At 75.6% G+C, this 22,091-nt stretch carries 9 protein-coding genes; 5 read left to right on the forward strand and 4 right to left on the reverse strand.

The window, feature by feature from the left end; translation table 11 throughout:
- Nucleotides 1–2: 2 nt before the first annotated feature.
- Both AQJ30_RS25200 and AQJ30_RS25205 read left to right on the forward strand, forming a co-directional pair.
- Nucleotides 3–1,250 (forward strand): sensor histidine kinase, encoded by a 1,248-nt coding sequence (locus tag AQJ30_RS25200; protein WP_067238308.1) that lies wholly within the window; start codon nt 3–5, stop codon nt 1,248–1,250.
- Entirely contained in the window at nt 1,247–1,906 is a 660-nt protein-coding gene (locus tag AQJ30_RS25205) for a response regulator (protein WP_067238311.1), read from the forward strand. Before AQJ30_RS25200 ends, AQJ30_RS25205 begins: the two co-directional genes overlap by 4 nt.
- A 72-nt stretch (nt 1,907–1,978) precedes the next feature.
- On the opposite strand, the gene AQJ30_RS37280 is transcribed toward AQJ30_RS25205, so the two are convergent.
- Nucleotides 1,979–3,952, reverse strand: coding sequence for a lamin tail domain-containing protein (locus AQJ30_RS37280; protein WP_079084291.1), 1,974 nt, complete (start codon nt 3,950–3,952; stop codon nt 1,979–1,981).
- 276 nt (nt 3,953–4,228) lie between these two features.
- Nucleotides 4,229–5,497 carry a helix-turn-helix domain-containing protein gene (locus AQJ30_RS25215; protein WP_067238312.1) on the reverse strand — a complete coding sequence of 423 codons (1,269 nt, stop codon included), beginning with the start codon at nt 5,495–5,497 and terminating at the stop codon, nt 4,229–4,231.
- A 645-nt stretch (nt 5,498–6,142) separates the two neighbouring features.
- Here AQJ30_RS25215 and AQJ30_RS25220 point away from each other — a divergent pair.
- On the forward strand, nt 6,143–6,883 hold the full coding sequence (locus tag AQJ30_RS25220; RefSeq protein WP_067238314.1) for a LuxR C-terminal-related transcriptional regulator: 741 nt from the start codon (nt 6,143–6,145) through the stop codon (nt 6,881–6,883).
- Between the two features lie 151 nt (nt 6,884–7,034).
- On the opposite strand, the gene AQJ30_RS25225 is transcribed toward AQJ30_RS25220, so the two are convergent.
- Both AQJ30_RS25225 and AQJ30_RS25230 read right to left on the reverse strand, forming a co-directional pair.
- Nucleotides 7,035–7,553, reverse strand: a complete 519-nt coding sequence (locus AQJ30_RS25225) for an RNA polymerase sigma factor (RefSeq protein WP_067238329.1) — start codon at nt 7,551–7,553, stop codon at nt 7,035–7,037.
- Between the two features lie 98 nt (nt 7,554–7,651).
- A complete protein-coding gene (locus AQJ30_RS25230) occupies nt 7,652–8,980 on the reverse strand; it encodes a phthiocerol/phthiodiolone dimycocerosyl transferase family protein (RefSeq protein WP_067238331.1) in 1,329 nt (442 codons plus the stop codon).
- Nucleotides 8,981–9,461: 481 nt separating this feature from the next.
- Between AQJ30_RS25230 and AQJ30_RS25235 the strand changes: the two genes are divergently transcribed.
- Together AQJ30_RS25235 and AQJ30_RS25240 are read left to right on the forward strand one after the other, a co-directional pair.
- The gene (locus AQJ30_RS25235; protein ID WP_067238334.1) at nt 9,462–18,206 is read left to right on the forward strand and encodes a non-ribosomal peptide synthetase; all 8,745 of its coding nucleotides are present in this window, start codon (nt 9,462–9,464) and stop codon (nt 18,204–18,206) included.
- A complete protein-coding gene (locus AQJ30_RS25240; RefSeq protein WP_067238681.1) occupies nt 18,199–22,032 on the forward strand; it encodes a type I polyketide synthase in 3,834 nt (1,277 codons plus the stop codon). The genes AQJ30_RS25235 and AQJ30_RS25240 overlap by 8 nt, the downstream gene beginning before the upstream one ends.
- The last annotated feature ends 59 nt before the right edge of the window (nt 22,033–22,091 follow it).

Genomic DNA, 22,091 nt, shown 5'->3' on the forward strand with positions numbered 1-22,091 from the left:
TGATGAGCCCCGAGACGGCCCGCCGACGGTGGCGCCGGCTGCCCGCCACCGTCCGCGACCTCCCCCTCGGGCTGCTGTTCCTGGTCGCGTCGTTCCTGCCGGGACTGCGCGGCCACGGGACGCAGGTCGGGGACCTGCCGACCCGCCCGTTCGACGCCCTGGCCGTCGTGGTGCTCGGCCTCGAATGCCTGCCGCTGGCGGTGCGGCGGCGGTGGCCGCTCGTCTGTCTCGCCCTGGTGAGCTGCGGCTTCGCCCTCGACCAGCTCCGGGGTTACCACTCGGCCGCGGGCAGCACGCTGCCCCTGGTGCTGATCAGCGCGGGGTCCCACCTGGAGCGCCACCGCCGCACCGCCGTGGTCCTGCTCTCCGTCGCGTACGTGCCCCTCGCGATCGGTCTCTCCCTGCGGGGGTCGGGCGGCGAGACGCCGGAGGAGTTCGTGACGTTCTTCCTGGTGCTGGCGCTGGCCTGGGGAGCCGGGGCGTGGCTGCGGTCCACCCGGATCACCGAGGCCGAGCGCCGGGAGCGGATCGCCGCACGGACGCGGGCCGCCGAACGCAACCGGATCGCGCGGGAGTTGCACGACGTGGTGACCCACCACGTGACCGCGATGGTCGTCCAGGCCGAGGCCGCCCGGTACCTGACCGCCGCGCCCGAGCGGCTCGACCGGTCGCTGGCCGCCGTCGGCGACACCGGCCGCCGCGCGATCGCCGACCTGCGCCACCTGCTCGACCTGCTGAACCCCGACCACGGCACGAGCGACGGCGACGGCGACAGCCCCGGCACAGGAGGACCCGGCACCGGCACCGGCACCGGCACCGGCACCGACGTGTCGGACGGCGCGGAGCCCAGGAGTCCCGCCGTGGGCCGGGTCCTCACCCTCGTCGAGCAGACCCGTCATGCCGGGCAGCCGGTGGACTTCCGCGAGGAGGGCACCCCCGCGGTGTCGGCCGGCAGCGCCGACCTCGTCGCCTACCGGGTGGTGCAGGAAGCGCTGACCAATGCCCTCAAGTACGCTCACGGCAGCCGGACTTCCGTCCAGGTGCGGCACGGCGAAAGGGAGATCACCGTGGAGGTGAGCACGGACGGATCCGGCTCGCGCAGTGCCGCCGCCTCCGTCGGCGGCGGCGGCGGACGGGGCCTGGCCGGGCTGCGCGACCGCGTCCACGTCCTGGGCGGCGACTTCAGCGCCGGGCACGGCACGGACGGCGGCTTCACGGTACGGGCGCGCATCCCCGGCAGCCCCTCGTGAGCGCACCGGTCCGGGTCCTGGTCTGCGACGACCAGATGCTGATCCGCACCGCGCTGGTCACCATCGTCGGCGCCCAGCCCGACATGGAGGTGGCGGGTGAGTGCGGGGACGGGCGGACCGCGGTACGACTCGCCGGGGAGGTACGCCCGGACGTCGTGCTGATGGACATCCGCATGCCGGTCCTCGACGGCCTGGAGGCCACCCGTCTGCTGGCCGGCGCGGGAGTGCCCCACCCGGTCAAGGTCCTGGTGCTGACCACGTTCAACCTCGACGCGTACGTCTACGAGGCCCTGCGCGCCGGTGCCGCCGGCTTCCTCCTGAAGGACGCGCCCCCGGACCGGCTGCTGCACGGCATCCGCACCGTGGCCAGCGGCGCGGCCCTCCTCGACCCCGAGGTGACGCGCCAGCTCGTCGGCCGGTACGCCACCCGGATCCGGCCCGCCGAGGACGCCTCCCGCCACGCCCCGCTCACCCCCCGGGAGCTGGAGGTGCTGCGCCTCATCGCGGACGGCCTCTCCAACAGCGAGATCGCCGCGGTCCTGGTCATCAGCCCGGAGACCGTCAAGACCTTCGTCTCCCGCATCCTGGCCAAGCTCCAGCTGCGCGACCGCGTCCAGGCCGTGGTGTACGCCTACCGCCACGGCCTGGCGACGTGACGCCGCGGCCGGGTGGGCCGCGGCGCCGTGCGCCGGCCCCCGGGCGGGGACCGTCGTGCCCGCTCCGCCGGGTCAGCAGGGGAAGGTGCCGCTGTACAGGGCGTGGCCGAAGGAGGTGGTGCCGGAGCCGAAGCCGTAGCTGCCGTCGTCGCTCCAGACCGCTTCCCTGCCGCCGTTGACGCAGGTGGAGACGGGTGCGAGCGCGAAGCCCTCCAGGTTGTCGGTCGGCATGACGGCCGGGTTCGTGTAGGTGGCGTCCGGGACGATCGCGCCGCCGGCGCCGACCTTCAGGAGGGTGTGCGTCTCACCGCAGGTGTTGTCGCAGGTGGCGACGATGCGCTGGGTGCCGGCGTCGAACAGCACGTCCATCACGGAGGCCTTGCCCGTGGAGACGGTGCCGAACGTCGTGTACGTGCCGTCGGAGTTCAGGCCGTAGACGTGGAGCGTGCCGTCCCACTCCAGGCCGGCGAAGAACAGGCCCGAGCCGTGCAGCGGGTAGCGGGCCGGGGCGTAGGCGGAACCGGTGCGGGGGTCGACCCAGCCGTTCGCGGTCAGCCAGCTGTCCGGCACGTAGGCGACGCCCTCGAAGCCGAGGTTGGCGTCGTCCTTGCTGCCCGTGTCCAGCTGCGGGAACTGCGCGGTCATGTCCCACTGGCGCAGGGGCGTCAGCGTCGCTCCGGTGGCCGACGGGTCAAACTCCATGATCGTGTCCTTGGGGGCGGTGTTGCTGGTGTTGTCGCGTTCGGAGGTGACGTACAGGTGTCCGTCGCCGCCGACCGTCAGCCCCTCGGAGTCGGGCTGGCCGGTGCCGCCCGCGAAGCGGATCTGCTTGCCGGACGCGCTCCACGAGGAGTCCGGGACCCATCTGCCGTTGCTCCTGACCAGCTTGTACAGCCAGTTCTTGTTCTTCACGGCCCACAGCACCGACGGGTTCCCCGGGTCGAAGGCCAGACCGCTGAGGTCGCGTCCCTCGGGGCCGGTGGACGTGGTGAACGCGCAGACGGTGTCCGCGATCGTGACGTCGAGGCCGCCGGGCCAGGCCAGGGTGCCCGCGGGGGCGGATCCCGTTCCCGAGGGTGCTTCCGGGGTGCAGCCGCTGGTGAGGGAGCCGCCACCGCCCAGCAGCTGACCGGTCTGACCCCCTCCGCCGCCGCCACCGCTGCCCGAGCAGGAGTTGGGGCCGCCGGGCGTGGCGGTCGTCGCCGTGCGGAACCAGCCGGTGCCGTCGGCGCACCGCTCGGCCGACGGCTTGGCTCCGTCGGTCGCCCAGGTCACCGAGTCGACGCTGCTGCCGCTCGCGTCGAGGAGGAAGAGCGAGTCGTTGTCGCCCAGGCCCAGCGTGGAGTTGAAGGTGACGTACCCGCCCGCGGGGACGGTGGTCGCGCTCGGCGAGGAGGACGCGAGCGACACCGGGGTGTGGGCGGTGTCGCCGTCGACGTACTTCCACGACCCGAGGGCGACCGCGCTCGTGCCGCCGTTGTACAGCTCCACGGTGTCCGAGCCGTTCGAGGTGACCTCGTTGATCCGTATCCGGCTCGACGCCGGTGCCGAGGACGGGCAGCCGGGGGCGTTGGCGGCGCCGAAGGTGGTCGCCGCGGTGGTGACCACCCACGCCCCGGTGCCGTCGCCCCCGCACCGCGCGAGGGCCGGCTTGGCCGCGTCGGTCGCCCAGTCGACGCGGTCGACCACCGTCCCGTCGGAGGTGTGGAGCACGAGCTTGTCCGCGTCACCCAGTCCCTTGGGCGAGTTGAAGGTGACGAAGCCACCCGCCGGGATCGTGGTGGAGGACGGGGTGAAGGCCTGCGGCGAGAAGCTGTCGTCGGACGTCTTCCAGCCGCTGAGGCTCACCGCGGAGGGGCCGGTGTTGTAGAGCTCCACCGTGTCGTTGCCGGACGAGGTGACCTCGTTGATCCGGACGTTCTGGTAGCCGACGGGGGTCGCGGCGGCTGCGGGCTGGGCCGCGACCGCCCCGGTGAACAGTGCGGAGAGCGTCAGGGCCGCGGCGCACGCGGTCGCCACGCCGGAACGCGGGGGTGAGGTAGGCACGACGCCGAACTCTGGTGACACGACCTGGAAACCGGGTGAACGCCGCCTGAACGGGCCCTGTGGCGCGCCGGAACGCCCGAGGCGGGGCGGGTCACGCCGCGCACCCGGCCTGCGCACCGGCGAGCTCGCGCCACGGACGCACGTCGGGTCCGGCCCGCGACCTCATGCGCACCCGGGACGCGCTCGGCACTCCGATGGCGACGGCCGGCCGCCGGTGAGGCCCTGCGGTCACCCTGGCCGAGCAGGGTCGGCCGGCCCCCGGCCCCGACCCGCCCCTCAGCGCACCCCCCGCGGTGCGCCGCCCTCGGCGCTCGTCGTGTGCGGGAGGCGCAGTTCCGCCAGGGTCTGGGCGAGGGTCTGCCAGACGTGGGCGGACAGGTCCAGGTTGCGGGACTCGGCGGCTTGACGGCCCAGCCCCTGCAGGACGGCGATGCCCTCCTCGACGCGGCCGGACAGGATCGTCAGCCGGCCGTGGAGGACCGACAGCCGCACCCGGTCCCGGTAGGACAGCCGCAGGTCCTCCTCGGCCAGCAGCGCGGCGCTGATCGCGCGGGCCTCGTCCGGCCGGCCCCGGTGGAACGCCAGGTGGGCCCGCAGGGCGCGCAGCTCCTGGGTCTGCGCGGGGGTGCCGATCAGGTCCACGACGGACGCGGCCTCGGCCAGCCAGCACTCGGCGGTGCCCACGTGGGGCGGTGTCATCTCGAGCGCGGCCGCGGTGGCGGCGATCCGCAGCCGGGTCCACAGGGCCAGGTTGTCCGTGCCCCTCAGGAGACGGAGTGCCGTGTCGAGCCGGGACCGGGCGGCGGCGTGGTCGCCCCGGCGGCCGCAGACCGTGGCGGCGGTCCACCAGCCCTCCGCCGCCTGCCCCGGCGCGGCCGCGGGCAGCAGGTCCCGCTCCAGGTCGTCGGCGTGCCGGGCGGCCGCGTCCAGCCGGCCCAGCTCGGCCTCGATGTCGATGAGCACCGTCAGGGAGGCCAGGGTGTCGGACACGGCCAGGTCCTCCGAGCGGGCGAGCCCGAACGCCTTGGCGGCCACCGGTTCTGCCGTGCGCATGTCACCCAGGGCCCGGGTGCAACGGGCGTACGCCACGAGTGAGCGCACCCTCAGCTCCGGCACCTCCATCGCCTCGCCCAGCTCGACGAGCCGGTCCAGGTGCTCGCGCTCCTCCGCGTAGTCACCGGCGCGGCGCGCGCTGCGGCTCAGCAGCCACAGGGCCTGCCAGCGGGCGGCGGGATCGTCTCCCGCGTCCTCGTCGACCGCCCGGCCGAGGGCGGCGAGGTCGTGCGTGCCGGACGGCGCCGAGGACGCGACCGCCAGCTCGTACGTCAGGGGCCGTTGCGGCGGCGGCCCGGTGAGCACGGAGGCGTCGACGCCCAGCCGCTCGGCGAGGTACGCCGTCGCGCGCTCCGTGGGCCTGCGGTCCCCCGACTCGAGCCGCGACAGGTACCCGGTCGACATCCCCTCACCGACCAGTCCAGCCTGGCTCAACCCCCGCTCCAGCCGGAGCCGCTTGAGCCGGCGGCCGAAGTACGGTTGCTCGAGCATCTCCCCACCTTCGCTCCCATGACGCACCGGACCTCCGCCCCGAGACCCACCCCTGGCCCGCCCGACCGGACACCTGGGGTTGCCAACACTTTACGAAGCCCGGGAAAGGGGTCGCAAGGCGAATAGCGATCACCAACTCCCCTGCTCACTGCGCGTGTTGCCCTACCGGGACCCGCTTCCGGCACGCTTGAACGCCGCTCAATCCCGCCTGCGGCCACGGGAGTTGACACGTTGCCCAGGTCACCTGGCAACGCCTTGCCAAGGGGGTTGCCGCACCATAGCCTCAAAGGCACCGACCTGACGCGACTCCCCCATTTCGTCTCATGGAGGTTTCCGTGCCACACCCCGCCTGCCCGGGGCCCAGCCCGATCCGCGCACCGAGCGGCGCACCCCGATGGCCGTGACAACGTTTTCCGGCCACCGGCCGGCCCCCGCCGGGTGCATCCGCTCCCCGTGAACGGCGGCCCGGGGTCCGCGCAGACGCGTAGGCCCTGTCCCTCCTCCGACGGAACGACGGCCCGTGGCCGCCGACTTGGCGGCACGCCCGTGCACCGGAGCGCTGCCGGCACCCCGGCACCGACACGCCGGTCCGTTCCGCGCACCCCCCTCCACCCCCCCCATGCGCACCATAAGGACGGTACGTCCGTGGCGACCACGAGTTTCCCCGACGCCTCGCCCCGCAAGCACCACCGGGACGCCCAGCCGGCTCTCCCCGCCCTCCGCAGGGACGCTCCGCGTTCCGCCTCCGCCTCCAGAGCCGTCTGCACGGTCCGCTCCTTTCCCGACAACCTCGTCATCACGTCCGCGGAACCGGAATTCGCCCGGCCCTTCGGCCTCAGCAGCGGGGAGATATGCGGGTACGGGCTTCTGGACCTCCTGCATTCGGCCGTGCCCGACCGGCTGCGGGAACAATTCGTCGCCCTCTCCTCGGGCCGTCAGCCCCGATTCACCGAAAAGGTGACCGGAAAGGACGGTACCGGGGTGGACTTCCACGCGGACATGACCGCCATCGCCGTACGGGGCCTTGCGGGTGGGACGTCCGGCGCCGTCGTCCTCCTGCACCACCCCGCAGCCGCCGCACCCGGACCCACCGCTCCCGCCCCCGTGGGACCGCTGCCGGTCACCCGGCCGGTGGCCCACGAGGGACCGCTCCTCAGCGCCCTCGACGCGCAGGTGCTGGAGGGCGTGGCGCGCGGCGAGTCGACGGTGCAGCTCGCCTCGCGCCTCTACCTGAGCCGTCAGGGCATCGAGTACCGCATCGGTCAGATGCTGCGCCGGTTCGACACCCCCAACCGGCCGGCGCTGGTCTCCCGCGCGCACGCGCTGGGCATGTTCGCCGCCGGGCAGTGGCCGCCACGCGTGCTGCCGGAGCGCGTCAAGCCGTAGGGGTGTCCGGACGTCCGTGGGGAGCGGGAGCCCGCCTCCTCGCGGGTGTCCGGCCTCCGGGCGGAGCGGGAGCCCGCCCCCGACGAGGGCCGTGGCCGTCAGGGACGACGCCACGGCCCTCGTCGTACGCCCGCCGCACGGCGGGCCGGGGTCAGGCCGCCGACGGCTGCCACGCCTCCTGGAAGCGCCGGCGGGCGCGGAAGAGGCGGGAGCGCACGGTGCCCACGGGCAGGGCGAGCACCTCCGCCATCTCCTCCTCGTTGAGGCCGTAGGCGCGCAGGGTCAGCACCTGCCGGTGCGCGCGCGAGAGGCGATCGAGCACGTCGGTGATGTGCACGGCGTCGAGCGGGTTGGCCTGGTGCCGCGACTCGACCTCGGAGCAGGTCTGTTCCTCACCGAAGCGCCTGGCGGTGCGCACGGCCTCGCGGACCGTCACCGCGCGCACCCACCCGTAGAACGCGACCGGTTCGCGCAGGGTGCCCAGTCCGCGGTAGATCGCGAGCAGGGCCTCCTGGGTGGCGTCGGCCGCGTCGTCGCGGGTGATGGAGCGGCAGATGCGGCTGACGTAGGGGGTGATGTGGTTCAGCAGGTGGTTCATCGCGTGCTCGTCGCCCGACTGGGCGCGCGGCACCAGGGTGAGCGGCGACGGGAGTTCGCTGACGGTGGACATGGCGGAGGAGCACTCCTTACGGCAACCGGGCGGCAGGGGCGGGGGCGGCCCTCGTTCGGACGTGGGGGGTGGTCGACCCGCTTGCGGGGAGGCGGCGTTCAGCCGGCGTCCGCGGTGACGGGCTCGGGGTGTGCCTCGGACGCGAAGGCGAGGAGGCCGTCGAGCACCTCGTCGCGGAAGGCCGTCATGAAGGACGGCGTGAAGCAGCCGGTGTAGTGCGGGAACTCGATGGACAGGCGGCCCTCGAAGGAGACCACGCACGCCATGACGGGGCTGCGCCCGGCCTGCGGGAAGTAGTTCTCGCGGCCCGGCACCAGGCGGACGTCGACGGCGTCCAGGCCGTCCGGCAGGCGGGGCCCGGGGACGACGCCCATGTTGGTGACGATCACCGTGGCCAGCTGGAGGGCGGGGTTGCGGGGGATCTCCGGGGTGATGCGCATCTCGTGGAAGTGACCGCCCCCGGCGATGAAGTCGGTGAGCCGCGCGTGGACGGTGCGGGCCAGGCCCAGCGGGTCGGACGTCTCGGCGACTTCCAGGGTCTGCAGGTGCGTGGTGACGGCGGGCACCATCACGGACGGCTCCAGCGGCGGCGTCAGCCGCGAGCGCAGGTCGACGGGTGACAGACAGCCCAGGGTGCGCGGGCCGTCGCCGGTGAGCCGCCGGCGGGCGGTGGCGAGCAGGGCGGCGGCGACCAGCGCGTGGACGGACACGCCGGCCTGCCGTGCCCGCTCGCGCAGGCGGGCGGTCCGGTCGGTGTCCAGCGTCAGCCGGCACACCTCGATGTGCCCCTCGTCGGCCGCCTCCCCGGGCGCACCGGGCGGCGCCGCGTCGTAGCGCACCAGGTCGACGGGGTGGTCCTCGGCGTGCGCGGTGCGCGCGGCCAGGTACGCGGCGGTGTCCGCCTCGTCGGCCGGCGGCAGCAGCGCGCTCACGGGCTCCGGCCAGTCCGGGGTGTCCGGCAGGTCCGCGCCGGGCGCCCCGGTGCGCGGCCGTCCGCCGGTGACGAGGGCGCGGTAGTGGTCCCACAGCGTGTTGTGGAGGGCGATGCTGCTGTGCCCGTCGGTCACGGTGTGGTCCACCAGCAGGACGAACAGGTGCTCCTCGCCGTCCGGCGCGCTGACCAGGGTCGCCCGGGACAGCGGACCGCCCACGGTGAGGGGCCGGTTCAGCTCCGTCGCGTAGGCCTCCGCCAGGTCTCCGGTGCGCGTCTCCAGGCGGGGCCGGGCGGCCTCGTCCAGCAGCGCCAGCGCGGGGCCGGTGCCGTCCGTCACGATGCGGGAGCGCAGGGTCGGGTGGGCCTGCGTCACGGTCTGGAACGCGGCGGCCAGCGCCTCGACGTCGACGTGGCCGCGCAGGGTGCAGGACAGGACGGCCCTGCTGCGCTGGCCCACGTAGAGCGTCTCAACCGGACACAGCGGACGGTGCATGACGGCGGCCCTCTTCTCGGTCGTCCAACGGGGTGGCCCCGGGCGGGTCCGGCCTGTCGCCGCAATTGCGTCCCGGGGCGTCGAAGTCGCGTCCGAGAGTGCACCGCGCGCCGCCGCCGATTCCACCCGGAACGCCGCCGGAAAGGGAAGTCGCGTGATTTCCCTAGAAGTTCGTGGCGCATGCACACTCCCCCGGCCGGCGTTCTCTGGGGAATTCCCTGAATTGCCGCGCGCGGGCCGGTGCCGCCTTGACCGGCCGGAGCGCGGTGGCGCACCGTGATGAGCCGTAGAACCGGGGCCGGGACGACGGGTGTTCACCGGATTCCCGGCGTGCGACCTCCTTCCCCGCTTCGTGGACCGGTCCGGCGCGCAGTCACACGCGAGGGCGGCGCGGGGCGGTGGCCGCACCGCTCCTGTCCGGTCCGATCCGGTCGTGCCGTCGCCGGCCGGGACACTTCGGTTGCCACGTGAGGGTTGTGCTATGTCACTCCAGCAGGACGAGCGGCGTCCGCTGTCCGGGGCCCAGGAGGGTCTCTGGTACGCCGGGCGGCTCGCGTCGGACAGCGCCGCGTACAACACCGGCGAGGCGGTGGAGATCCACGGGCCGCTCGACACGGGCCTGTTCGAGACCGCGCTGCGCCGCACGGTCGCCGAGGCGGACACCTTCGCCCTGCGGTTCACCGACACCGAGGACGGTCCCCGCTGCCACCGCGCCGCCGACCCGGACGACTGGCCCCTGCACCTCGTCGACGTCCGGGACGCCGACGACCCCCAGGAGGCCGCCTGGGACTGGATCCGCGCCGACCTGGCCACCCCCGTGGACCTGGAGAAGGGCCCGCTGTTCTCGCACGCCCTGCTGGCGCTGGCGCCGGACCGGTACATCTGGCTGCTGAGGGCCCACCACATCCTGCTCGACGGCTACAGCTACAAGCTGCTGGGCCGGCGGCTGGCCGAGGTGTACAACGCGCTCGCCGCCGGGCGCGAGCCGGACCCCTCCGGGTTCGCGCCGGCGGGCCGGCTCCAGGAGGAGGAGGCCGCCTACCGCGCGGGCGACCGCCACACCCGTGACCGCGCCCACTGGGCCGAGCGCCTGGCCGGGCTGCCCGAACCGCCGCGCCTCACCTCCCGTGCGGCCGCCCCGACCGCTCCCTTCCTGCGCCGCACCGCCGAGCTGGCGCCGGCCGAGGTGGCCGCCCTGGACGCGGCGGCCTCGCGCCTGGGCGTCGCCCGCGCCGACCTGCTGGCCACGGCCACCGCCCTGTACCTGCACCGCATGACCGGCGCCGACGACCTGGTGCTGGGCCTGGCCACGATGAGCCGCCTCGGCAGCGCCGCGCTGCGCACCCCGGGCACGGCCTCCGACGTGCTGCCGCTGCGGGTGCGCGCCACCGCGGGAACGCCGCTCGAGGAGATCGCGCGGGGCGTCGCCGAGGAGCTGCGCGCCCTGCGCCGCCACCAGGCGTACCGGGGCGAGTACCTGCGCCGCGACCTCGGACTGCTGGGTACCGGGCGCCGGCTGTACGGGCCCGTGCTGAACATCGTGCCCTTCGACGAGTCGCCCGTGTTCGACGGCCGCCCCACCACCTGGCACCACCTGTCCGGCGGCGCCGTGGACGACCTCCAGATCTCGGTGCGGCCCGGCGCCGAGGCCGGGGGGCTGTGGCTGGCCTTCGACGCCAACCCCGCCCTGTACGAGGAGGACGAACTCGCCCTGCACCGCGAGCGGTTCCTCACCGTGCTGCGCCGGCTGGCCGAGGCCGCCCCGACGGCCGCGCCGGCCGAGCTGGACGTCCTGCTGCCCGGCGAGCACCCCCGCGACACCACGGTGCGCACGCATCCGGTGGAGCGCACTCTCACCGAGCTGTTCGAGGAGCAGGCGGCCACCGTTCCCGGGCGGACCGCCGTCACCTGCGGCGACACCGGGCTGACGTACGCGGAGCTCAACGCCGAGGCCAACCGGCTGGCCCGGCTGCTGACCGAGCACGGCGCCGGTCCCGGCCGGGTGGTGGCGCTGGCGCTGGAGCGCGGGGTACGGCTGCTGCCCGCGCTGCTCGGCGTCCTCAAGACCGGCGCCGCCTACCTGCCCCTGGACCCCGGCCACCCGGCCGAGCGGCTGCGCCTGGTCGTGGAGGACGCCGCGCCCGTCGCGCTGGTCACCGAGCGGGCCCACGCCCACCTGGGCGGCGGGTCGGTGCCCACCGTGCTCCTGGACGACCCGCGGGTCGCCGCGGACCTGGCCGCGCGCCCCGCCGGCGACCTGACCGACGCCGACCGGCACGGGCCGACGGGCCCCGCCGACGTCGCGTACATCATCCACACCTCGGGCTCCACCGGCCGCCCCAAGGGCGTCCCGGTGCCGCACGCCAACGTGGTGCGCCTGTTCGCGGCCGCCGCCGAGCACTTCGGCTTCGGCCCGGACGACGTGTGGACGCTGTTCCACTCCTACGCCTTCGACTTCTCGGTGTGGGAGATGTGGGGCGCGCTGCTGCACGGCGGACGCCTCGTCGTCGTCCCCCACGCCGTCAGCCGCTCCCCGCGGGACTTCCTGGACCTGCTGCACCGCGAGGGCGTCACCGTCCTCAACCAGACGCCGTCCGCCTTCGAGCAGCTGGCCGACGCCGACCTCGAACGCGGCGGGGACAGCGGGGCGTTGCGCTACGTCGTCTTCGGCGGTGAGGCCCTGCGCCCGGCGCGGCTGCGGCCCTGGGCCGACCGGCACGGCCTGGACCGGCCCGAGCTGGTGAACATGTACGGCATCACCGAGACCACCGTGCACGTCACCCACCACCGCCTGACCCGGGCCGACCTGGACGACCCGCGGCGCGGCAGCGTCATCGGCCGGCCCCTGTCCGACCTGCGCGTCCACCTCCTGGACGGTGGGGGCCGGCCCGTCCCGCCCGGCGCGAGCGGCGAGATGTACGTCTCCGGTGCCGGGGTCGCCGCCGGGTACCTGCACCGGCCCGAGCTGACCGCCGAGCGCTTCCTCGACGACCCGTTCGGGCCGCCCGGCACCCGCATGTACCGCTCGGGCGACCTGGCGCGGCGCCGTCCCGACGGCACCCTGGACTACCTGGGCCGTGCCGACGCCCAGGTGCAGATCCGCGGCTTCCGCGTGGAGCCGGGCGAGATCGAGGCCGTCCTCGCCGCCCACCCGCGGGTGGCCCGGGCCGCGGTCCTCGCCCGCCGCGCCGACAACGGCGTCCAGCAGCTCGTGGCCTACGTCCTCACCGCCGGCGACACGCCCGCCGACCCGGCCGAGCTGCGGGCCCACGCCGCCGCCCGCCTGCCCGAGCACATGGTCCCGGCCGCCTGTGTCGCCGTGGACGCCCTGCCGCTGACCGCCAACGGCAAGCTCGACGTACGGGCGCTGCCCGCACCGGACTTCACCGCCGCCGCCTCCGGCACCCGGCCCGCGACCCCGCACCAGGCGCTGGTGTGCGCCCTGTTCGAGGACGTGCTGAAGCTGCCGCGCGACAGCGTCGGCATCGACGTCAACTTCTTCGACCTGGGCGGCGACTCGCTGCTCGCCACCCGCCTGCTGGCCCGGCTGCGGCACGACACCGGCGCGGAGATCGCCATCACCGCCCTGTTCGAGACACCCACCCCGGCCGCGCTCGCGGCCCGGCTCGCCGCGGACTCGGCCGACCCCTCCGACGCGCTGCCCCGGCCCGTCCTGGGCGCCGCCGTCCGTCCCGAGCGGGTGCCGCTGTCGTACGCGCAGGAGCGCATGTGGTTCCTGCACCGGCTCGGGGACCGGGCCGCCACCTACAACATCCCGCTCGTGGTGACCGCGCCCCCCGGCCTGGACGCCGACGCGCTGGAGGCCGCGCTCGGCGACCTGGCCGACCGCCACGAGAGCCTGCGCACCGTGGTCGCCGAGCACGACGGCACCCCCTACCAGCGCGTCCTGCCGCCTGGTGCGCTGCGCCCGCGGCTGCACCGGGTCGACTGCCCGGCCGCGGAGAGCGCCGCCCACGTGGAGGCCGCCCTGCGCCACCGCTTCGACCTGGGAGCGGAGAGCCCTCTGGCCGCCTGGCTGCTGGGCCCGGCCGACGCGCGCACGCTGGTGCTCCTGCTGCACCACAGCGCCGCCGACGGCTGGTCGCTGCGGCCGTTCGCCGAGGACCTGGGCACGGCCTACGCCGCCCGCCGTGCCGGCCGCGCCCCCGTGTGGACGCCCCTGGAGGTGCAGTACGCCGACTACGCCCTGTGGCAGCGCGCCCTGCTGGCGCCGGAGCCCGACGGCACGGGCCGGCTGGAGCGGCTGACCGCGCACTGGCGCGCGGCCCTGGCCGGCCTGCCCGAGGAGTGCGGCCTGCCCGGTGACCGGCCGCGCCCCGCGACACCGCGCGGGACGGGCGCGCACCTCGAGGCGGCCGTGGACGCCGCCCTGCACCGCGACCTGCTCGCCCTGGCCGACCGGGAGGGCGCGAGCCTGTTCATGGTGCTGCACGCCGCCCTCAGCGCGCTGCTCACCCGCTGCGGCGCCGGTGAGGACGTCGTCCTGGGCACCCCGGTGGCCGGCCGCACCGAGCCCGCCCTGGACCCGCTGATCGGGCTGATCACCAACACGCTGGTGCTGCGCGCCGACACCTCCGGCGACCCGGCCTTCCGCGACCTGCTGGCCCGGCTGCGCTCCGCCGACCTGACCGCCCTGGACCACCAGGACCTGCCCTTCGACCGGCTCGTCGACGAGCTCAACCCGCCCCGCCACCCCGGCCGGCACCCCGTGTTCCAGGTGATGCTGGCCCTGCAGAACAACGACCCGGCCGTCCTCGAACTCGACGGGCACCGGGACCGGTTGCGGCCGACCGCCACCGGCACCGCCAAGTTCGACCTCTTCGTCGACGTCCTGGAACGGCACACCCCCGAGGGCACCCCCGACGGCCTGACCCTGCACGTCGAGTACGCCACCGACCTCTACGACCCCTCCACCGCCGAGGCGTTCGCCCGGGCCCTGCACGACGTCCTGCGCGCGGTGAGCGCCGACCCCGCCGTGCGCGTCGGGCAGTTGCCCGCGGTCCCCGAGCGCACGCCCGTCCCGGCCGGGCCCGCGGCCGGGGAGCTGGAGGCGGCCGCGTTGTCCGTGCCGGGCATCCGCGCCGCCCGCGCCCTGTCCGGCGCCGACGGCCGCGCTCCGCGCCTGTACGTGGTGCCGGGGCGCGCCGACGCCGCGGACCGCGTCGAGGAGGTCCTGGACCGCGCCGGCCACACCGCCGTCCGGGTCACCGCCGTCAACGCCCTGCCGCACGACGAGGACGGACGGCTCGACACGGACGCGCTGTCCGCCCTGCCCGCCGTAGACCGCGCCGCGGCGGCCGCCTGGCACGAGCGCCTGGCCCGCGTCCCCGGGGTGACCCACGCCGAGGTGACGGTCGAGGACACCCCGGAGGAACTGGACCGCCGTCACGCCGGACGGGCCGACCGCGCCCCGGACACCACGGGCGCCGCGTCCGCCTCGGCCGGCACCCCGGCGTCCGCCGTGCCGGCGCTCAGCGAGGGCCCGGCGCTGGTCGAACCGTCCGTCGCCGGCTGGGCGCAGGCCCTGCGCCGCGCCGCCGAGCGGGGGCGGGGCGACATCGTCCACGTGCACGCCGACGGGAGCGAGCACCGGCGCAGCTACGCCTCGCTCGTCCCCGAGGCGTCCCGGGTGCTGGCCGGACTGCGCCGGGCGGGCCTGCGGCCCGGCGACCAGGTGATCCTCCAGTGCGACGTCACCGAGGACTTCCTGGCCGTGCTGTGGGGCTGCATCCTGGGCGGTTTCGTCGCCGTCCCGCTGACCGTTCCCGCCTCCTACGACACGCCCTCGGCGGCGCTCACCAAGCTGGAGGGCATCTGGCGGATGCTGGGCCGGCCCTGGGTCGTGTGCTCCGCCGACCGCGAGGGCGGCCTGCGGGGCCTGGCCGCCCGACAGAACTGGCCCGGCCTGCGCCTGACCACGGCCGACGAGCTGCGGGAGGCACCGGAGGACCACGACTGGTACGAGGCCCGGCCCGACGACCTCATCCTGATGCTGATGACGTCCGGCAGCACCGGCCTGCCCAAGGCGGTGCGGCTCACCCACCGCAACGTGCTGACCCGTTCGGCCGCCACCGAGCAGATGAACGGGCTCGACGCCTCGGACGTCTCCCTGAACTGGATCCCGCTCGACCACGTCACCGGCGTGGTGATGTTCCACCTGCGGGACGTGTACCTGGGCTGCCGCCAGGTCCACGCGCCCACCTCGTGGATCCTGCAGGACCCGCCACGCTGGATGGACCTCGCCGACCGGCACCGGGTCACCGTCACGTGGGCGCCCAACTTCGCGTTCGGTCTCCTCGCCGAGCAGGCCGACCGGTTCGCCGACCGCTCGTGGGACCTGTCGCCGATGCGGCTGGTGATGAACGCCGGTGAGGTCGTCGTGGCCGCCGCGGCCCGCCGCTTCCTGCACGTCCTGGAGCCGTTCGGCCTGCCGCAGGACGTGATGCACCCCGGCTGGGGCATGTCCGAGACCTGCTCGGTGGTCACCGACGTCTCCCTGGCTCCCCGACCGGTCCCCGGCGAGGGAACGTTCGTGAGCTGCGGGCTGCCGTACCCCGGGTTCGCGATGCGCGTCGTCGACGACTCCGGCACGGTGCTCGCCGAGGGCGACGCCGGCCGCCTCCAGGTCCGCGGCACCTCCGTGACCGGCGGCTACCACGACAACCCCGGTGCGAACGCGGAGGCGTTCACCGAGGACGGCTGGTTCGACACCGGGGACCTGGCGTTCCTGCGCGGCGGTGAGCTCTACATCACCGGGCGCGCCAAGGACGTCATCATCGTCAACGGCGTCAACCACTACAGCCACGAGATCGAGGCGTGCGTCGAGGAACTGCCGCACGTGGAGCGGAGCTTCACCGCCGCCGTCGCGGTGCGCTCCGACCCCTCGGCGCCCACCGACGAACTCGCCCTGTTCTTCCACCTCGCCCCCGAGGCCGCCGACGGGGACACCGCGGCCGCCCTGCGGGAGATCGCCGGCAAGGTGACCCGCGAGATCGGCGTCAGCCCCGCCTTCCTCGTCCCGGTCGCGCAGGACGCCATCCCCAAGACGGAGATCGGCAAGATCCAGCGCACCAAGCTGCGCAAGAGCTTCGAGGCGGGCGCGTTCGACGAGCAGGTGCGCGCGACCCAGCTGCTGCTGGGCACCGCCGCGACCGTGCCCGACTGGTTCCTGCGGCCGGTCTGGCAGCGCGCACGGCAGCACGCCCCGCGGGAGACCGCGCCCGGCCGGCACACCCTGGTCCTCGCGGGCGACGACGCCCGCTCGCTGCGGTTCGCCGAGCGGATCGCCGTCACCCTGCGGGCCACGGGCGAGCGCTGCACCGTCGCCTCCGACGGCACGTCGTACGCCCGCCTCGACGCGGCCCGTTACCGGGTGCGGCCCGGCGAGCAGGCCGATCTCGCCGCGCTGCTCGACGAGTTGGAGCGCGACGAGCGGCCGGTCGACGCCGTGGTCCACCTCGGTGGCCTGCGCGACGCGGACTCCGCGCCGACCACCCCGTACGACGACACCGGCGCCCTGTCCCTGCTCGCCCTCGCCCGGGCCCTCGTCTCCCGCACCGGACGGCAGCGCCCCGTCGATCTGGTGTACGCCACCACGGGCGCCCGGCAAGTGCACGCCGAGGAGCCGGCCGACCCGGGTCACGCCATGGCGGGCGCCCTGCTCAAGTCGCTTGCGGAGGAGCTGGGCTGGCTGCGCGGCACGCACGTCGACCTGCCGGCGGGCGCCGGTGAGGAGGCGGTGGAGCTGCTGCTCGCCGAGGCGCGCGTCGACCCCGACGCCGCCGAGGTGGCGTACCGCGACGGCCACCGCCACGTGCGCCGCCTCGCCCCGCTGCCGGAGGCGCCCCCGCGTCCCCAGACCGCCACCGACGAGGGCTTCACCCTGGTCACCGGCGGTCTGGGCGGAGTCGGCGGCGAGGTCGCGGCGCACCTGCTGGGCACGCCCGGCACCCGGCTGCTGGTCCTGGGCCGCACGCCCGAGGACGCCCTGGACGCCCCTGACGTCCCCGCCGGCGGAGTACGGCGCGGGGAGGTGCTGCGGCGGCTGCGCGAGCTGGGCGAGGTCCGCTACGCCTGCGCCGACGTCACCGACGAGCCCCGGGTGCGCGCCGCCGTGGACGCGGCCGCCGAGGTGTGGGGAGTGCCCCTGACCTCGGTGCTGCACCTGGCCGGGACGCTCGTGGAGCGCCCGGTGGGCGAGCTGGACGAGGACACCTGGCGGCAGGCGCTGGCGGCGAAGGCGGGCGGCGCGTGGACGCTGCACCGGCTGACCGCCGATCACCCCGTCTCCTCCTTCGTCACGTTCTCCTCCGTCAACGGCTTCTTCGGCGGGGCGATGAACGCCGCCTACGCCGCGGCCAACGCCGCGCTGGACGCCCTCGCGCTGTACCGGCGCAGCCGTGGGCTGCCCGCGCAGTCGCTGGCCTGGAGCATGTGGCGCGAGCAGGGCGTCAGCCGCGGCTACCGGCTCGCCGCGCTCACCGAGGCCCGCGGCTACCGGCTGCTGGACGGGCCGGCCGCGCTGCGCTCCTTCGACCTGGCGCGCTCGCTGGACGTCCCGCACCTGCTGATCGGCGCCGACCGCACCGCCCCCTGGGTGCGCAGCCACGTCACGGCGCCCGTGCGGCCGGTGCGGCGCCTTGCCGCCCGCGTCGGCCTGGCGGACGGCGCCGACCTGGGTGCCCTGTACCGCGCGGCAGGGGACGCCGCCCGTGCGGCGGGCCTGGCGGACGACTGGGTGCTGCGCTCGGCGGGCACCACCGGCCACCAGGACGAGCAGGCCGACCCGGGCGAGGACGCCCGCCGGCTGGAGGGCAGGCTCGCCGAGGTGTGGTGCGCGGTGCTGGGCCGCGACCGGGTGGGCCTGGACGAGAACTTCTTCGACCTGGGCGGCAACTCGCTGCTGCTGGTCACCGCGCAGTCCGCCGTCAACAGCGCCTTCGACGCCGACGTGTCGGTGGTCGACCTGTTCGCCCACCCCACCGTCCGCGCCCTGGCCCGCCACCTGGCGGCCACCGCCCGGCCCGCCGCCCAGCCGGCACCGGGGTCGGACGGTTCCGGTGCCCGGGCGGAGGACCCGGCCGGGCACCGGTCCGCCGGGCCCGCGCCCAGCGGCCTGGACCGCGCCAAGGAACAAGCACAACGGCAGCGAGCGGCCCGCGCCCGCCGCACCGCACGCCACGGAAAGGACCGCGGCCATGCATGACACCCCCGCAGCGCACACCGAGGCCGCCGAGGAGGAGGTGCCCGCCGTCGCCGTCGTCGGCATGGCGGGCCGGTTCCCCGGCGCCGACGACCTGGACGCCTTCTGGGACAACCTGGCGGCCGGCCGGGAGTCGGTGCGCCCCGTCGGCGACGAGGAGTTCCTCGCCGCGGGCGGCAGCCCGAGCGACCTGGACGACCCCTCCCTGGTGCGCATGGTCTCCACCGTGGAGGGCATCGACCGGTTCGACTCCGGCTTCTTCGGCTACAGCCCCGCCGAGGCCGCCGTGGTCGACCCGCAGCAGCGGCTGCTGCTGGAGACCGCCTACCACGCGCTGGAGGACGCCGGCTGCCTGGGCGAGGGCCGGGACACCGGGGCGTTCGGGGTGTACGCGGGCAGCGGCGACAGCCGCTACTACCCCGCCCACGTCCACCCGCGCTTCGCCGGACAGCCCGGCTCGGTGGCCCTCGTGCACGCGGCCACCGCCAACTCCCTGGGCACCCTCGCCACCCGCGTCTCCTACGAACTGGGCCTGACGGGACCGAGCGTGTCGCTGCAGACGGCCTGCTCGACCGCGCTGGTCGCCGTGCACACCGCCTGCCAGGACCTGCTGGACTACCGGTGCGACACCGCGCTGGCCGCGGCGGTCTCCCTCAACCCGTCGGCCGCGCTGGGCTACCGGCACGTGCCCGACGGGCCGTTCTCCCCCGACGGCCACTGCCGCGCGTTCGCCGCCGACGCCGCCGGCACCTCCTCCGGCGACGGTGTGGGGGCCGTCGTCCTGAAGCGCTTGGAGGACGCCCTCGCCGACGGCGACCGCATCCGCGCCGTCATCCGCGGCAGCGCCGTGAACAACGACGGGCGCCGCAAGGTCGGTTTCAGCGCGCCGAGCGCCGCCGGCCAGACCGAGGTGATCCTCGCCGCGCAGGCCCAGGCGATGGTCGACGCGGGCACCATCGGGCTGATCGAGGCGCACGGCACCGCCACCAAGCTGGGCGACCCGATCGAGGTGGCGGCGCTCACCGAGGCGTTCCGGCACAGCACCGACGCCCGCGGGTTCTGCGCCCTGGGCTCGGTGAAGACCAACATCGGCCACCTGGGGGCGGCCGCCGGCATCGCCGGGCTCATCAAGGCCGTGCTGGCCCTGGAGCACCGGCAGATCCCGCCGAGCCTGCACTTCGACCGGCCCAACCCGCTGATCGACTTCGACGCGGGCCCGTTCCGGGTGCCGACCGCCCTGGAGGACTGGCCGCGGGGCGAGCACCCGCGCCGGGCCGCCGTGTCCGCGTTCGGCATCGGCGGCACCAACGCCCATGTCGTCCTGGAGGAGGCCCCGGCGCCCGCGCCGGCCGCGCCGCGCCCGCCCGAGGACGGCCGGCGCCTGGTGCTGCCCCTGTCCGCCCGGACCGCCGGTGCCCTGCGCGGTCAGGCCGACGCCCTCGCCCGGCACCTGGAACGCCGTCCCGGCCTGCGCCTGGACGACGTGGCGCACAGCCTGCGCACCGAACGGCCCGCGCTGCGCCACCGCCTCACCGTCACCGCCTCCTCCCCCGAGGAGGCCGTCGAGGCCCTGCGCTCCGCCGCGCCGGTCACCCCGCCCGTGGGCGACGACCCGGTCCGGGTGGCGTTCCTGCTGCCGGGCGGCGGCACCCAGTACCCCGGGATGGGCGCGGAGCTGTACCGCGAGAACGCCGTGTACCGGGACACCGTCGACGAGTGCGCGCGCATCCTGCGGCCCGTCCTCGGCGGCGACCTGCGCGCCACGCTCGTCGAGCGCGGCCCGGGCGACGACACGGACGCCTTCCTGGGCCTGGTGGTCACCGAGTACGCGCTGGCCCGCACCCTGATGGAGGCGGGCGTCCGGCCGGACGCCCTCATCGGCCACTCGCTCGGCGAGTACACGGCGGCCTGCCTGGCCGGGGTGATGGACCTGGAGGAGATGCTGCCGCTGGTCACCGAGCGCATCCGGCTGATCAGCTCGGCGGGCGGCGCCACCACCGGGGTCGCCGCCCCGGTGGAGGACGTCCTGCCGCTGCTCGACGCGGAGTTGTCGCTGACGGCGGTCAACGGCCCCACCGCGTGCACCGTCGCCGGGCACCTGGACGCCGTCGCGCGCTTCGAGGCCGAACTCGCCCGCCGGGACGTGCCGTTCCGCCGGCTTCGGATCCCCGTGGCCGCCCACTCCCACGTCCTGGACCCGGTCCTGCCCGCCTTCGAGCAGCACCTGCGCCAGGTCACGCTGCGCCCGCCGCGCATCCCCTACGTCACCAACGTCACCGGCGACTGGATCACCGACGACCGGGCCACCTCCGTGCGGCACTGGCTGGACCACACCCGGCACACCGTGCGGTTCGCCGACGGCATCGCCGCACTGTGGGACCGCCTGCGGCCGGTGCTCGTGGAGATCGGCCCCGGCGACACCCTGACCAAGCTGGCCGGCAACCGGCTCGCCGACCGGGCGCCGGTCACGGTGACCACCATGCGGCACGCCAAGGCCCAGGCCGCCGACGGGTTCGTGCTCGCCGAGGCGCTCGGCCGGCTGTGGAGCGCGGGCGTCGACGGCGCCCTGCCCCCGGCGCCGGACACCGCCCGGCGCGTGCCGCTGCCGCCGTACGCCTTCGAACGCCACCGGCACTGGATCGACGCGCCCGGCGCCCGCACGGACCCCACCGCGGGCGACGGCCCCGAGCAGGCGGCGACGGGCGACGGCCTCGCGCCGCGGCCCCGCCTGACGACGCGTCACGTCCCGCCGCGCACCGACCGCGAGGAGACGGTCACCCGGCTGTGGGAGGAGACCCTCGGCATCGGCGGCATCGGCGTGCACGACAACTTCTTCGACCTGGGCGGCGACTCCATGCGCGCCGTGCTCCTGGCGGGCCGGCTGCGCCAGGCGGGCGTCCTGGACGTGCCCGCCGCGAAACTGCTGGCCGCGCCCACCGTCGCCGGGCTCCTCGCCGAGGAACCGGAGGGCGCCCCGTCCGGCACCGCTCCGGCCACCGCGCTGGGTCCCCTGCTGCCGCTGCGGGCGGAGGGCACCGCCGTCCCGCTGTTCTGCCTGCACCCCGGGGCGGGCGTGTCCTGGCGCTACACCGGGCTGCTCCCCCACCTCGGCGGCGACCAGCCCGTCTACGGCGTCCAGGCGCTCGGCCTGGACGGCACCCGGCCGCCCGCGCCGGACGCCGCCGCGATGGTCGAGGCGTACCTCGACGTGGTGCGCGGGGTGCAGCCGCACGGCCCCTACCGGCTCCTCGGGTGGTCCTACGGCGGTTTCGTGGCCCACGCGATGGCCTGCGCCCTGCAGGAGGCCGGGGAGCGGGTGGAGCTGCTGGCCATGCTCGACGCGCCCCAGCCGCACGGCTCCTCCTACGACCCGGGGACGGCCGAACGCCAGGTCGCGGCCCTGCTGTCCCGGGTGGCCGGCCTGCCGGTCGGACCGGACGCGGGGGCGGGGGCGGCGAACGCTGGGGCGGCGGACGTGGAGCGCGTGCTGGACCGCATCGACGCCGACGCGGGGAGTGCGCCGATCACCCGGGCCGAGGGCGCCGCGATCGCCACGGTCATGCGCAACAACCTGCGCATCGCACCGCAGTTCGCGCCCGGCCGCTTCCGCGGGGACGTGCTGTTCTTCAGCGCGGCCGAGGAACCGGCCACGGCCTCCGCCGGCGACCTCGCCGTCCAGCCCGGCAAGGCCGACGCCTGGCGCCCGTACGTCGACGGCACCCTGCACGACCACCAAGTACCTTGCGGCCACTACGAGATGACCGAGGCCGAGCCGATCGCCCGCATCGGCGAGACGGTCGCCAAGGCGCTGCGCGCGCTCGGCGACTGAACCACGGGCGGCCGCCCGCACCCCCCACCCGAGAACGCCCCGACCGTTCAGGAGACCCC

Source organism: Streptomyces longwoodensis (genome assembly GCF_001514125.1).
GTDB lineage: Bacteria > Actinomycetota > Actinomycetes > Streptomycetales > Streptomycetaceae > Streptomyces > Streptomyces longwoodensis.

Coding starts and splice junctions, on each gene's coding strand:
- AQJ30_RS25200 (WP_067238308.1), top strand. CDS start 3: ATGAGCCCCGAGACGGCCCGCCGACGGTGGCGCCGGCTGCCCGCCACC.
- AQJ30_RS25215 (WP_067238312.1), bottom strand. CDS start 5,497: ATGCTCGAGCAACCGTACTTCGGCCGCCGGCTCAAGCGGCTCCGGCTG.
- AQJ30_RS25225 (WP_067238329.1), bottom strand. CDS start 7,553: ATGTCCACCGTCAGCGAACTCCCGTCGCCGCTCACCCTGGTGCCGCGC.
- AQJ30_RS25230 (WP_067238331.1), bottom strand. CDS start 8,980: ATGCACCGTCCGCTGTGTCCGGTTGAGACGCTCTACGTGGGCCAGCGC.
- AQJ30_RS25235 (WP_067238334.1), top strand. CDS start 9,462: ATGTCACTCCAGCAGGACGAGCGGCGTCCGCTGTCCGGGGCCCAGGAG.
- AQJ30_RS25240 (WP_067238681.1), top strand. CDS start 18,199: ATGCATGACACCCCCGCAGCGCACACCGAGGCCGCCGAGGAGGAGGTG.